Source organism: Micromonospora marincola (assembly GCF_056150385.1).
Genome location: NZ_JAXCFT010000031.1, coordinates 1 through 13,599 on the forward strand (window position 1 = coordinate 1; position 13,599 = coordinate 13,599).

The following is a 13,599-nucleotide window of genomic DNA, read 5'->3' on the forward strand; positions in this document are numbered from 1 at the left end:
CATCTTCCGACGCCAACACCAAGCCGAAGCCAAGATCAGCCACTACGCCCGACAAGCCCTCACCGAGCCCTGAAACGGATCTCCTGCTGGAGTACTAACGCGCGGGGGCGGTGCCGTCAGGAACGCACCTGCTCGGCGCTGTGCCGGACGTCCTGCGCGGCGCTGCGACCGTCGTCCTGTACGGCATGCGCGGCGTCCCGCGCGGTGGACCGCACCGACTCGGCGGCCTGCTGGGCCGGCTCGCGCAGCTCGTCCCGGAGCTCGCCGGCGACCTCACCGAGCTTCTCCTTGACCACGCCGCTGTGCTCGGTCGCCTTCTCCTTGACCTGCGCGGCGAGTTCCTGCTCGCGGCGGGTGGCCGGGATCAGCGAGGAGACCAGCATGCCGACGCCGAAGGCGATCACGCCGGCGGCGATCGGGTTGCCCTCGGACTTCCGCCGGACCACCTGCGGCGCCCGGTGCGCGGCGTCGCTGACGGTGGCGGCGGCGGAGTGTGCCCTGTCGCCCACGGTGGAGGCCGCCGAGGAGGCGTGGTCACCCACCGAGTGGGCGGCGTGGCCGGTGGTGTGGCCGAGGTCGGAAGCGGTTCCCATCACCTTTTCCTTCACGTTTGTCAGCGCGCTGCGGACGCGCTGCTTGCGGTCGTCGACGATGCGGCCCGGGCTGACCTTGTACGCCAGGGCGTCCACGTCCGAGCTGAGGTTGTTGCGGGTGGCTTCGATCTCGCGGCGGATCTGGTCGGGATCGGTGCTCATCGGGTGACTCCCTCCGGGTGCGGCTTGAGCGCGTCGGGGATGCGCTGCACGCTGTCGTTTGTCTGCTTCAGGCCGCGGATCCGCTCGGCGTTCTTCTTCCCCATCGAGTAGAGGACGGCGGCGACCGCGGCCCAGATCACGGCCACGATCAGCGCGGCCAGCCCGGAGTCCATCACGTTGTCGAGGAACTGCCACACGGCGATGGAGACGAAGAGCGCCACCATGTAGCCGCCGAAGCCGGCGCCGCCGAAGAGACCGGCGGCCTTGCCCGCCTTCTTGCCCTCCTGGCGGATCTCCGCCTTGGCCAGCTCGACCTCCTGCCGCATCAGCGTGGAGAGGTCAGCGGTGACCTGGCGCATCAACTCGCCGAGCGAGCTGCCGCGCACCTCGCCGGCCTGGTGCGGCGCGCCCGCCGGTGGGTAGCCCGCCGGCTGGTAGCCCGGATCCTGCGTCGGTACGGTCATGCCGCTGCCTCCCTTCTGCCGGTCCGGCGGCTCACGGGCGGGGAGCGCCGGTCGACGGGACACCCGGCAGCGGGTCGGTCCGCTCCGGCGGGGGCAGCGGCTGGCCGGTGCCACCGGCCGGGTCGGCCCAGGTGTTCGGGGCGCCGCCGCCCGGGTAGGTCGTGCCGGGCGCGGAGTAGCCCGGGTCCGGCTCGGCGTAGGTGCCAGGCGTCGGGTCGAGGTAGCCGCCCGGCGGCACCTGGTCCGGCACCGCACGCGCGGTCGGGATGGCGGCGGTCCGGTCCGGGTCGTAGGCCGGCCGGTCCCCGTCGCTGTCGTTGCCCACGGCGGCGATGTTCCGGGTGAGCCGACCGGCGACCACGCCCAGCAGGGCGGCGCCGACCAGGAACGTGCCGGGGTTGCGGCGGGCGTAACCCTTCACCTCGTTGAGCAGGTCGCCCGGCTCACGCTGCTCCAGCCAGCCGGCCACGCCGTGCACGCGCTCGGCCGCCTGCTGGGCCAGCTCGGTGACCGGCCCGGAGCCGCCACCCTGCTGCGCCATGGACCGCATCTCGTCGGCAAGCGACCGCAGGCCGCCGGCGGCACGCCGCTGCTGCTGACCGGCCTGGGTGGTGACCTGGTTGCGGGCCTCGCCATAAAGGTCGCGGGCCTGCCGCTTGGCCTCGCCCACCACCTCCTGGCCCTGCTCCTTGGCGGTCTGGGCGACCGCTCCGCCGGCGCTTGCGGCGTCGGAGCCGACCCGGCGGGCCTGATCGCGTACGCCGCCGCCGTTCGTCGACTCGTACGTGGCGGACGTGGGTGAAAGATCCTGAGTCATGGTTTCCCTTCCGCTCGTGTTGTCAAGCGGTTGTGTTCGGGGGGCACGCGAATACTTTCCGCGTGACAAGTTCCCTACCCCCAGTCGGCAGGTCCATGCCTCATTCGTGATTTCTCTGCGGAAGCGACAGGCATCGGTCACACAATGGAATGCCGGCCGCACGGACGGCGAGATCGTCCACGGGGGGTGACCGCGATGGCACGCGACGTGCGCGGGCGTGCGCCGGCCCGGCCGGCCGTGCAGAAGGTCGCTCTGGCGGTCGCCGCCGTGTTCGTGCTGATCGGCGTGCTCGGCTTCATCCCCGGCATCACCGCGCACTACGGCCGGATGGCGTTCGCCGGGCACCACTCCGGAGCGAAGCTGTTCGGGCTGTTCCAGGTGTCGGTGCTGCACAACCTGGTGCACCTGCTCTTCGGGCTGGTCGGCCTGGTGGCGGCCCGGCGGCTGGCCGGCGCGCGGGTGTTCCTGGCCGGCGGCGGCGCGCTCTATCTGGTGCTCTGGCTGTACGGATTCGCCATCGACCGGGAGAGCGCGGCGAACTTCGTGCCGATCAACGACGCCGACAACTGGCTGCACCTGTTCCTCGGCTTCGGCATGCTGGCCACCGGACTGCTGCTGAACAACGAGGTGGGCACCGGGAGCCGGCCCGACACTCCGATCGACCGACCCTGACCGCAGACGAGCGCCTGAGGCGTGCGGAAGGCTCAGGCCGCCACCGGCAGCCGCTTGGCGAAGCAGACGCTGTACGGGTTGTCCACGTACTCGCCGTACACCGGGACGGGCTGGTAGCCCGCGGAGCGGTAGAGGGCGATCGCGGCCGGCAGGTAGGTGCCGGTCTCCAGGCACACCGTCCGGTGCCCCTGCCGGAAGGCGAGCTCCTCAAGCGCGAGCAGCAACTGCCGGGCGATGCCCCGACCCCGGTACGCCGGCCGGACGTACATCCGCTTCAGCTCGCCGGTGTCGGCGTCGAGCGTCTGGAGCCCACCGCAGCCGACCGCCCGGCCACCGACCACGGCCGCCAGGTAGCGGACGTCGGCGTGCGTGACGGTGACCTGACCGTCCAGACCGCCGTCGGCCTCCCGCAGCTCACGCTGCTGGGCGACGACGAGCGTGGCGATCTCCGGATCGGTGCCGGGCCGGGATTCGATAAGCATCCGGTCACGGTAGGTAGGCCGGATTTCGCGGAGGTTTCCGGCCAACGTCCCGAACACGGACGGAGCCGAACTATTCGTCGTCCAGGTCGTCCAGGTCGTCCGCCGAGGTCTCCGGCGTTCCCTCGATCTCGTCCTCCGGGCGCCGCCGGCGGGCCTTGCGGGCCTCCAGCCGGTCGGCGGCCCGGGGACGTGTCGACTTGTCCTCCAGCCGCAGGTCCGTGCCCCGGTTGCCGGGGACGAAGTCGACCCCGGCGTAGAGCGTCGGCTGCCAGTCGAACTCCCGCTCGCCGATCCGCACCAGGTCGCCGGCCTGCGCGCCGGCCTTCGCCAGCTTCTCCTCGACGCCGAGGCGGGCCAGCCGGTCGGCCAGGAAGCCGACGGCCTCGTCGTTGTCGAAGTTGGTCTGCTTCACCCAGCGCTCCGGCCGGTCGCCGCGCACCGTGTAGGAGCCGTCCGGCTCGGCCTCGACGGTGAAGCCGGCGTCGTCGACCGCCTTCGGGCGGATCACGACCCGGGTCGGCTCGGCCGGCGGGGCGGCGCGGCGGCCCTCGTCGACCAACTGGGCCATCGCGTACGTCAGCTCGCGCAGGCCCTCCCGGGTGGCGCTGGAGACGTCGAAGACGCGGAAGCCACGGGCCTCCAGGTCGGGTCGGACGATGTCGGCCAGGTCCTTCCCGTCCGGCACGTCGACCTTGTTGAGCGCGACCAGCCGGGGCCGGTCGGCGAGCCCGCCGTACTGGGTCAGCTCCGACTCGATGGCGTCGATGTCGGCGAGCGGGTCACGGCCGGGCTCCAGCGTCGCGGTGTCGACCACGTGCACCAGCACGGCGCAGCGCTCGACGTGGCGGAGGAACTCCAGGCCCAGGCCCTTGCCGGTGGCGGCGCCCGGGATCAGGCCGGGCACGTCGGCGACGGTGAAGGTGTGGTTGTCCACCCGGACCACGCCCAGGTTGGGCACCAACGTGGTGAACGGGTAGTCGGCGATCTTCGGCTTGGCCGCGGAGACCACCGAGATCAGCGAGGACTTGCCGGCGGACGGGAAGCCGACCAGGCCGACGTCGGCGACGCTCTTGAGTTCCAGCACCACGTCGAGCTTGTCGCCGGGCTCACCCAGCTCGGCGAAGCCCGGCGCCTTGCGGCGGGCGTTCGCCAGGGAGGCGTTGCCCCGCCCGCCCCGGCCGCCCCGGGCCGCCTCGAACGTGGTGCCGACGCCGACCAGGTCGGCAAGCACCTCGCCGTCGAGGCTCTGCACCACGGTGCCGTTCGGCACCTTGATCACGAGGTCGCGGCCGTTCGCGCCGTCCCGGTTCGAGCCGGCGCCGCCCTTGCCGTTGTCGGCCTTCAGGTGCGGCCGGAAGTGGAAGTCGAGCAGCGTGGTGACCTGAGGGTCGACCACGAGCGACACGCTGCCGCCGTGGCCACCGTTGCCGCCGTCCGGGCCACCGAAGGGCTTGAACTTCTCCCGGTGGATCGAGACACAGCCGTGCCCGCCGTCGCCGGCCTGCATGTGCAGGACGACCCGGTCAACGAACGTCGTCACGACGCCAATCCTTCCAGCGGGGTTCCGCCCCGCGCGTGGAAAGGCGAAGCGGGCCGGGACCCGAGGTCCGCGGCCCGCTTCGCCTTCGAACTACTGCTGCGGAACGATGCTGACGGTCTTGCGACCGCGCTTGGTGCCGAACAGGACCGAGCCGGCGGACAACGCGAACAGCGTGTCGTCGCCGCCACGGCCGACCAGGTCACCGGGGTGGAACTTGGTGCCACGCTGACGGATGAGGATCTCACCCGCGCTGACGACCTGACCACCGAAGCGCTTCACGCCGAGCCGCTGGGCCGCGGAGTCGCGACCGTTACGCGAGCTGGACGCACCCTTTTTGTGAGCCATTGGAGGACGACCTACTTCCCGCTGTTGGAGATGCCGGTCACCTTGACCTGGGTCAGCGGCTGACGGTGACCCTGGCGCTTGTGGTAGCCGGTCTTGTTCTTGAACTTGTGGATCCGGATCTTCGGGCCCTTGGTGTGCGCGGCGATCTCGCCGGACACGGCGACCTCGGCGAGCTTCGCCGCGTCGGTCACCAGGTCGTCACCGTCGACGAGGAGCACCGCGGTGAGCTTCACCGCGTCACCGGGGGCACCGGTGAGCTTCTCGACCTCGATCACGTCGCCCTCGGCGACCTTGTACTGCTTGCCGCCGGTCTTGACGATCGCGTACATCGGAGGCGCACTCCCTGTCGTTGAGGCTGCTGGCGTCTTTCCGACCGTCGCCGGCCGGTCGTTCCCACGGCGTCTCGCCGGGAGCCGTGACACCGGCGGCGCGGGCGCGCGGGAACTAGGCACACCAAAGTGCGCCGCAGGCAAGAGTACGCCATACCCGGCCCGCCCCCCAAACCGGGCCGCCGGTCAGGCCGGGCAGAGCTCGTCGAGACGCTGCTGGAGCCGATCGAACTCCGTCTCGTCGATCGACCGCACGTCGGTGCCGAGCCCGCCCACCTCGGTCGCCAGGTCCGCCAGGAGCGTCCGCAGCGGCGGGTCGGTGGCCTTCCCCGCCTGCTCCCGCAGCACGTCCCGCCAGCCCGCCAGCGCGGCCTCCGCGTCCCGCTCGGCGGCCTTCGCGGTGCTCCTGTCCCCGGTGCCGCCGGCCCGCAACATCTCCGCCAGCTTGAACACGTACGTCTGCACGGCGGCGGAGCCGGCCTGCTTCGCCCGGGCGCAGACGCCCGCGTCCCCGGTGGCGGTCGGGGCCGGAGTGGGTGCGGTGGCGGCCGGGGCCGGTGAGGCGAAGCCCACCGCGAACGGGTCGTCGTTCCGGTCGGCGCAGCCCGCCCCGGCCAGCAGCAGTCCGGTCAGCGCGGTGGCCGCGAGCACCCGACGCATGTCTCCTCCTCCGGGGCGCGCCGGCCCGACCGGGGGTCGACGGGAACGGCAGGGCCCCTGCCCGGCACTCTGTTGCCGGATCAGGGGCCCTGTCAAACGCCACGCAGGTCAGCGGCTCACGGCCGGGTACGCCGCCGGGCGCCGCCGCGCCGGGACCGTCGCCGCGGGGTGCCTCCGTCGGCGCCCTCGTCGTCGCTCTCGCCGTCACCGATCGCGTCCGGGTCGTCGGCGGCGGCCAGCCGGGCCGAGTCGCCCTCCTGGCTGTCCGCCACCGCCGGCGCGGCCGGCGTGTCGGCCGCGAACCGGGACAGGTCGTAGCCCTGGGTGTCGTAGTAGTCGTCGGGGGACTCGACCACCTCGGCGACGGTCCGCTCCGGCTCGGCGGCGGCCGGCGGCTCGGGCTCGGCCGCCACGGCGGGCTTCTCCGCGGTGGCCTTGCGACCCCGGCGACGGCCCTTCTCCTCGACCGGCGCGACCGCCGAGGCGACCGCCTTGACCTTCTCCCCCGCGCCGCCGCTTCGCGGCTTCTCCGGCACCGGCTCGGTGTGGATGACGACGCCCCGGCCCTTGCAGCACTCGCAGGTCTCGCTGAACGCCTCCAGCAGGCCCGCGCCGATCCGCTTGCGGGTCATCTGCACCAGGCCGAGCGAGGTGATCTCGGTGACCTGGTGCTTGGTGCGGTCCCGGCCGAGGCACTCGGTGAGCCGGCGCAGCACCAGCTCGCGGTTCGACTCCAGCACCATGTCGATGAAGTCGATCACCACGATGCCGCCGAGGTCGCGCAGCCGGAGCTGGCGGACGATCTCCTCGGCCGCCTCCAGGTTGTTGCGGGTGACCGTCTCCTCCAGGTTGCCGCCGGAGCCGGTGTACTTGCCGGTGTTCACGTCGACGACTGTCATCGCCTCGGTCCGGTCGATCACCAGCGAGCCGCCGGAGGGGAGGAAGACCTTGCGGTCCAGCCCCTTGAGGATCTGCTCGTCGATCCGGTACTCGGCGAACACGTCGGCGACGCCGGCGTGCCGGCGCAACCGCGCCACCAGGTCCGGCGACACGTGCGACAGGTACGACTCGACCACGTCGTACGCCGACTCGCCCTCGATGACCAGCTCGCGGAAGTCTTCGTTGAAGAGGTCCCGGACCACCCGGATGACCAGGTCCGGCTCCTCGTAGAGCAGCACCGGCGCGCCACCTGACGACGCCTTGGCCTGGATCTCCTCCCACTGCGCCTGGAGCCGCTTGACATCCCGGGCCAGCTCGTCCTCGCTGGCGCCCTCGGCCGCGGTCCGGACGATCACGCCCGCGCCGTCCGGCACCAGCTTCTTGAGGATGTCCCGCAGCCGCTTGCGCTCGGTGTCGGGCAGCTTGCGGCTGATCCCGGAGGCGTTGCCGTTGGGCACGTAGACCAGGTGCCGGCCGGAGAGCGCGACGTGGCTGGTGAGCCGCGCGCCCTTGTGCCCGATCGGGTCCTTGGTGACCTGCACCAGCACCGGGTCGCCGGACCGCAGCGCCTGCTCGATCGAACGGGCCCGGCCCTCCAGCCCGGTAGAGTCCCAGTTGACCTCGCCGGCGTAGAGCACGGCGTTGCGCCCGCGCCCGATGTCGACGAAGGCCGCCTCCATGCTGGGCAGGACGTTCTGCACCTTGCCCAGGTAGACGTTGCCGGCCATGGTGCCGGAGGAGTTGCGGGTCACGTAGTGCTCGACGAGCACGCCGTCCTCGAGCACCGCGATCTGGGTGCGGTCGCCACGCTGGCGGACCACCATCGTCCGGTCGACCGCCTCGCGGCGGGCCAGGAACTCCGACTCGCTCAGGATCGGCGGCCGGGTCCGCCGCTGCTCGCGACCGTCCCGGCGGCGCTGCCGCTTGGCCTCCAGCCGGGTCGACCCGGAGACGCCCTGCACCTCGTCGACCGCCTTGCGCGGCTCCCGGATCTTGACGACGGTGGGCACACCGTCCTCGGTGGCGCCGTCCGCCTCGCCCGCGCCCCGGCGACGGCGACGGCGACGGCGACGGGTCATCCCCTCGCCTTCGGCGTCCTCGTTGGGCTCCTCGGCCTCGGCTTCGGCCATCTCCGCCGCACCGGACTCCTCGTCCTCGGCCTCGTCGGCGCCGCCCTTGCCGCGCCCACGGCCGCGCCGACCGCGCCGACGCCGACGCCGGCCCTCGGCCGTGTCGTCGTCGTCCTCGGCCTCGGCGGCCTCCTCGGCCTCGGCGGTCGACTCCTCCTCGGCGGGCTCGGCCTCGACCTCGGCCTCCACCGGCTCGGCCTCCCGACGGCCACGGCGGCGACGCCGGCCGGTCTCGACCGGCTCCTCCACGGGCTCCTCGGCGGCCGGGTAGCTGACCTGGACGGCCGGGGCCTCCTCGGGCTGCGGAGGCATGAACAGGACGGTCGGCGCGGAGAGCGCGGCCCGGCGCCGGCGGCCGGTGGGCGGGCGTGCCTCGGCCGGCTCCTCCGCGGCGCCCGGCACGGCGGCGCCTGTCGACACCGTGCCGGTGTCGTCGGCCAGCCCGCCGGCCCGCGCCAGGTCGGTCTCGTCGGTACGGCGCGGACCGCCCCCGGCCCGGCCGCTCCTACCGCGGGTACGGCGCACGGCGCCCTCGGCCGGAGTGGGCTCGTCCACGGCGTCCTCGCCGTCCGCGTCATCGTCGGCATCGAGCGGGGCACGACCCTCGGTGATCTCGTCCGCGCCCCCGGGGACCGAGACCGGTCCGTCGATCACGGCGTCGACCTGCGGTTCGGCCGCTGCGGGCGGCGCCACGGCGGGCTCGGCCGCCTCCGCGGGGGCCTCGGTCGGCGACTCGGCGACGGTGGCCGGCTCAGCGGCGGGCGGGGTGGCCTTGCGGCGGCGCGTCCGGGTCACCTTGACCGGCGGCACCACCTCGTCCGAGGTGGCCTCCACCCCGGCGGCGGCCACCGGCTCCTCGACCGCCTTCGCCGGGGTCGCCTTGCGGCGCCGGCGGGTGGTCTTCGGCGCGGCCTCCAGCTCACCGGCCACCGGCGCGAACACCTCGGCCTGCGGTGACTCACCGCTGCCGGTGGCCGCGGCGGACGCCTCGACCGGCGCATCGGTCTGCTCCGGCTGGTTGAGCGGAGCCGCCTTGCGGCGGCTGGCCCGCTTGCGGGCCGGCGGCTTCGCCTCGGCGGCGGCGCTGTCGGCAGCGCCACCGGTGCTGCCGGTGTTGTCGGTGACGGCCGGCTCCGCGCCGGTCCGTTCGCCGCCCTCGGGCTCGTTCTCGAGCATGGACGTTCTCCAGTTCTGGCTGCCCCGGGCGCGGGTGAGCGCTGCCACGCAGGGTCGCCGCAAAGGTGTTTCCGCCGGGCGCGCGGAAGCGCGACCGCCGAAGTCTGCCTGCCAGAGCGCTGACCGACGGTCAGTGCTCTCCGATGGCTGCCCCGTCGCGATCCGCGTCCAACGGATCGACGATCTCGCCCTGCGCGGTCAGCGTGCCCTGCGCCAGCCGGATCACCTTCGGGGTGACCGGCGGCTCCAGGTCGGCCACCACGCGGAGGCCGGAAAGGACGTCATCGGGTCGTACGGACGGGGTGACCTGCCGCACGACCAGTTCGAGTATCGCACACGGTACGGCCGGCGTTCCGGAAGGCGTCTCACCCGGCACCAGCGCATCGATGGCTATCACCGCGCTGCGGGCGTCGAAGGTGCGCCGGCCCTGCTTGGTCATCCGCTCGACCTGGATCTCCTCGGCGGCGGTGAAGGCAGCCACCGCCGCCCGGAGCACGTCCGGATCGACCTCGGGCAACTCGATCCGCCACCGGGACGCCTCGATCCGGTCGGCCAGGCTGCCGCCGGTGGCGTGAACCGCGTCGAGCACGTCGAGCCCGGGCGAGAGCGCGGCGTCCAGCGCGGCGCGGAGACGCTCCGGGTCGACCGGCTCGCGCAGGCCGATCTCCAGGTATTCGGCCTCGCTTGCGACACCTGTCGGCGCCGCCGAGGCGTACGAGATCTTGGGGTGCGGGGTGAAGCCCTGGGAGAAGGCGATCGGCACGCCGGCCCGGCGCAGCGCGCGCTCGAAGGCCCGGGCGAAGTCCCGGTGCGAGGTGAAGCGCAGCGGTCCACGCTTGGCGTACCGGATGCGGACCCGCTGGACGACGGGCGCCTGCCCGCCCTCGGGTTGAGGCTTTCTGGCGATCGTGAACTCCTCGGCTGTGCCTGCGTGTCCGCCCCATCCTGGCGCAGCCCCCGCCGCACCCCGCGACCGGGCCCCAGCCGGGCCGACCGCCCGGTAACCGACCCACGCCGGGTGATCATGAAGTTGGCGGCGGCGTGGATCTCGGAACCGGACGCCAACCTCATGATCGACCTCGGGCCGTCAGGGGGCGTTTATCCGGTCGAGCACGTCGTCCGGGATCTGCCCCGCCCGGGCCAGCTCACGCCGGTGCCGGCGCCGGTTCCAGATCAGGAACACCACGAGCGCCACCAGCACCACAAGCGCCACGGCGATGCCGATGCCGACCACCATGACCTGCGTGTCGGTCGGGCCGCCCCGGTCGCCGTACCTGGTCACGTCGAAGTTGTCGTCCTCCGCGGCGGCCGGCGGCGGGGATGCGCCGGGCGAGGTCGGGCCGAGCAGCGGATTCGCCGAGACCGACGGCACATCGGCGGTGAGCGCCGCCACCGGATCGATCCGGCCGAAACCGAACCGCGGGTCGCGGCCGGGCGGACCGGCGTCCCGGGCGGTACGGATGATCCGGTTGATCACGTCGGGCGCGGAGAGCTTCGGGTACTTCGACCGGATCAGCGCCGCGACGCCGGCCACGATGGCGCTGGAGTCGGAGGTGCCGTCGCCCCAGCCGTAACCCTTGTCCGGGCCGATGTTGTAGACCTCGTCCCCCGGCGCGGCGATCACCGCCTGCGGACCGTGGGCCGAGCCGGACCAGAAACCACCGCCCCGGACGGTGCCGGTCACCGCGATCACGCCGGGGTACCGGGCCGGCGCGCTGATGTCCGGACCGAGCTCCCGGACGTTGCCCACCGCGGAGACGACGACCACGTCGTGCTCCAGCGCGTACCGGACCGCGGCCTGCTCCTCCTCGTCGGAGAGCCCGGCGTGGCCGTAGGACAGGTTGAGCACCGTGGCGCCACCGTCGACCGCCATCCGGATCCCGATCGCGGACGGTCCCGGGCCGCCCACCTCGTCCGACGGCACGCGGATGGGCAGAATCCGAGCGTCCGGCGCGACGCCCACCACCCCGGTGCCGTTGGCCGCGATGAGCCCGGCCATGTGGGTGCCGTGGCCCTCCGGGTCGCGCCGGCCGTCACCGTCGCCCGAGGTGCTGCCACCGGCGAGAAGCCGGCCTCGCAGGTCCGGGTGACCGGCGTCGACACCGGTGTCCACCACGCCGACCACGACACCCCGACCGGTGGAGATCTGGTGCGCCCGGTCGATCCGCAACTCGTCCAGGTACCACTGCTCGGCCCGGCGCGGCGCGGCGACCGCCGGCTGGGCGGCCCCCAGCAGCATCAGACCGGCAAGCAGTCCGGCCCCCACCGGCCGGAGCGCGCCGACGTCAACCCTCATCGGTCCGTCCTCATCGCAGGATGCCCGGGGACCCACCGTCACCGGCACCCCACGGATCGTCATCCTCAGTCAACCACGACGAATGCTCGCCCCCGCCGCCGCCGTGCCCGGCGCCACCGTGGCCGCCCATCATGCCGCCGCCCACCATTCCGCCGCCGGCCAGGCCGCCGCGGGCGCCACCCGGGCCCACGCCGCCCGCGCCCGCGGCGCCGCGCAACGCGTTTGCCGCGCTCGTCAGCGGCGGGATCTTGCCGTTGCCGCCGCCCACCATGCCGGGCAGCGCGCCCACGCCCATCCCGCCGGCCGCGCCGAGGCCGCCGCCACCGAGGCCACCGGCGGAGCCGAGACCGGCCCCTCCGCCACCGAAGCCGCCTCCGCCACCACCAACCGTGCTCAACCCGCCACCGCCACCGAAGCCGCTGGCTGGACCGCCGGCCGTGATCGAGCCCGGGCCGCCCGCGCCGGCCAGGCCGGTGCCGTAGTCGTGGTCGCCGGAGCCGGGCAGGCCGCCGGTGACCGGCGGGACGTGCGAGCCGGAGCCGCCGGACCCGCCGCCGAAGTCGGCGCCACCGATGGTCGGCGGGGGCGTGAACGAGCCGCCGCCACCGCCGCCGGCGCCGCCGGCATCGCCGATCCCGGTGCTGCCAAGCGAGGGCATCTTGCCGCCACCGCCACCGCCACCGCCACCGCCACCGCCGCCACCCGGCAGACCGGTGTCGGGTACGCCGGACGGCGGCACGCGGGTGTCCGGGCGGTAGCCGTCCTCGGACGTGCTTCGGGGCTCGGGTACGGCCAGCTTGGGGCGCTCGGTCTCCACCGCGGTGGGCAGCGGCGACATAGCCCGGTTGGCCGCCTCCTGGTTGTCCCGGTACCAGTTGTCCAGATGTGACTTGGTGTCCCACCAGCCGCCGCGCTTGTGGTCCTCGGCGTTGCCGTCGACCTTCATGGTGGCTTCCAGGTCGTCGGCCTTGTCGCGGAACGCCCCGTCGGCGTAGAGCGCCGGGTTGCTCCCGTAGTCCTGGCGCAGGGAGGCGAGGAAACCGGACTGGCTCTCGCCGTCGCGGGCGTCGTCCAGCTCGGTGCCGCCGGGCAGGCTCCACTCGTTCCAGCCGAAGTCGTCCATCAGCGGGATCGGGATGCTTGCCACCGCCGTACGGATGTCGCCCTCGATCCGCGACAGCGCCCCGCCGACGCCGCTGGCGTGCGTGATCAGCTCCTCGACGTCCTTGCCGATGCCGGTCAGGTGCTCGCGGTACGCGTCGCCGCCGCTGCCCTTCCAACCGGCAAGCAACCCGGGCAGGCCGCCGCTGTGCGGACGCTCCTGGCCCGGCGCGATCGGGCCGACGAACGAGCGCCCGACAAGCGAGTCACGCAGGTAGCCGAGCGCGGTGGAGAGGTTGCTCCAGCCCGCCCCCACGGACCCGACCGTCTCCGGGTCCGCCGACAGCGTCACCTCGCGCACGGCGCGCTCCCAGGTGCCTCCAGCCATGACCGTCTCCCCCCTCAGGCCGTGTACGGGTAGGTGGGCTGCTGCCCGGCCTCCGGCGGCGGCGCCGCGGACTCCAGCAGCCGCTCGATCTGCTTGCCGTTGGCCGCGTTGCGGGCCTCCGCGTCACGGAACGCCTTCGCGATGTCCTCGGTGCCCTTCTTCAGGCCGGCCAGCTTCGTGGAGATGGCCTTGAGGTGGGCCTCCATGTTGGCCGTGGACCGGGTCAGCGCCGCCCACTGCATCCGGGCGTCCTCGTACCCGCCGAACGGGGTGCCGTTGGGCACCGTCTGGGCGTTGCCGCTGTCGCCCTTCATCCGTTCCTTGATGCGGTCCATCTCGTAACCGATGGTGTCGTCGACGTACTGCTTGAGGCGCTCGACGTAGTCGGCGGCGGCGTCCAGGTCCTCGACGCTGACGTGCAGGTCGCCGGTGTCCGGCGGCGTGATGCCCATGCTGCTGTCCTCCCCGCTACCGGCCCGGGGCCGGTCCATTACGGACGCAGCGT

General features: G+C 73.4%; 14 protein-coding genes. 1 reads left to right on the forward strand and 13 read right to left on the reverse strand.

Going from position 1 to position 13,599, the window contains the following annotated elements:
• Positions 1 to 116: 116 nt before the first annotated feature.
• The 3 genes from SM450_RS30435 to SM450_RS30445 are packed head-to-tail and all read right to left on the reverse strand — an operon-like array spanning position 117 to position 2,036.
• Positions 117 to 755, reverse strand: a complete 639-nt coding sequence (locus SM450_RS30435; protein ID WP_474623224.1) for a DUF3618 domain-containing protein — start codon at positions 753 to 755, stop codon at positions 117 to 119.
• Entirely contained in the window at positions 752 to 1,219 is a 468-nt protein-coding gene (locus SM450_RS30440) for a phage holin family protein (protein ID WP_474623225.1), read from the reverse strand. The genes SM450_RS30435 and SM450_RS30440 overlap by 4 nt, the downstream gene beginning before the upstream one ends.
• A gap of 31 nt (positions 1,220 to 1,250) precedes the next feature.
• On the reverse strand, positions 1,251 to 2,036 hold the full coding sequence (locus SM450_RS30445; RefSeq protein ID WP_474623226.1) for an ATP synthase subunit B family protein: 786 nt from the start codon (positions 2,034 to 2,036) through the stop codon (positions 1,251 to 1,253).
• 195 nt (positions 2,037 to 2,231) lie between these two features.
• Here SM450_RS30445 and SM450_RS30450 point away from each other — a divergent pair, with 195 nt between their 5' ends.
• A complete protein-coding gene (locus SM450_RS30450; protein WP_474623227.1) occupies positions 2,232 to 2,708 on the forward strand; it encodes a DUF4383 domain-containing protein in 477 nt (158 codons plus the stop codon).
• Between the two features lie 32 nt (positions 2,709 to 2,740).
• Here the strand turns inward: SM450_RS30450 and SM450_RS30455 are convergent, their stop codons facing one another.
• The 10 genes from SM450_RS30455 to SM450_RS30500 form a co-directional block, all read right to left on the reverse strand.
• Entirely contained in the window at positions 2,741 to 3,190 is a 450-nt protein-coding gene (locus SM450_RS30455) for a GNAT family N-acetyltransferase (RefSeq protein WP_474623228.1), read from the reverse strand.
• Between the two features lie 70 nt (positions 3,191 to 3,260).
• Positions 3,261 to 4,730 carry a GTPase ObgE gene (obgE, locus tag SM450_RS30460; protein ID WP_474623229.1) on the reverse strand — a complete coding sequence of 490 codons (1,470 nt, stop codon included), beginning with the start codon at positions 4,728 to 4,730 and terminating at the stop codon, positions 3,261 to 3,263.
• Between the two features lie 90 nt (positions 4,731 to 4,820).
• A complete protein-coding gene (gene rpmA, locus SM450_RS30465; protein ID WP_109818441.1) occupies positions 4,821 to 5,075 on the reverse strand; it encodes a 50S ribosomal protein L27 in 255 nt (84 codons plus the stop codon).
• 11 nt (positions 5,076 to 5,086) lie between these two features.
• Positions 5,087 to 5,404: a 50S ribosomal protein L21 gene (rplU, locus tag SM450_RS30470; RefSeq protein WP_474623230.1), complete on the reverse strand. Its 318-nt coding sequence runs from the start codon at positions 5,402 to 5,404 to the stop codon at positions 5,087 to 5,089.
• 186 nt (positions 5,405 to 5,590) lie between these two features.
• A complete protein-coding gene (locus tag SM450_RS30475) occupies positions 5,591 to 6,064 on the reverse strand; it encodes a hypothetical protein (RefSeq protein ID WP_474623231.1) in 474 nt (157 codons plus the stop codon).
• A gap of 116 nt (positions 6,065 to 6,180) precedes the next feature.
• On the reverse strand, positions 6,181 to 9,309 hold the full coding sequence (locus SM450_RS30480) for an Rne/Rng family ribonuclease (protein ID WP_474623232.1): 3,129 nt from the start codon (positions 9,307 to 9,309) through the stop codon (positions 6,181 to 6,183).
• Between the two features lie 130 nt (positions 9,310 to 9,439).
• Positions 9,440 to 10,159 (reverse strand): TIGR03936 family radical SAM-associated protein, encoded by a 720-nt coding sequence (locus tag SM450_RS30485; RefSeq protein ID WP_474623248.1) that lies wholly within the window; start codon positions 10,157 to 10,159, stop codon positions 9,440 to 9,442.
• A 237-nt stretch (positions 10,160 to 10,396) separates the two neighbouring features.
• Positions 10,397 to 11,605 (reverse strand): type VII secretion-associated serine protease mycosin, encoded by a 1,209-nt coding sequence (mycP, locus tag SM450_RS30490; RefSeq protein WP_474623233.1) that lies wholly within the window; start codon positions 11,603 to 11,605, stop codon positions 10,397 to 10,399.
• A gap of 10 nt (positions 11,606 to 11,615) precedes the next feature.
• On the reverse strand, positions 11,616 to 13,094 hold the full coding sequence (locus SM450_RS30495; RefSeq protein ID WP_474623234.1) for a hypothetical protein: 1,479 nt from the start codon (positions 13,092 to 13,094) through the stop codon (positions 11,616 to 11,618).
• A gap of 14 nt (positions 13,095 to 13,108) precedes the next feature.
• Positions 13,109 to 13,585 carry a hypothetical protein gene (locus SM450_RS30500; RefSeq protein WP_474623235.1) on the reverse strand — a complete coding sequence of 159 codons (477 nt, stop codon included), beginning with the start codon at positions 13,583 to 13,585 and terminating at the stop codon, positions 13,109 to 13,111.
• Positions 13,586 to 13,599 lie beyond the last annotated feature (14 nt).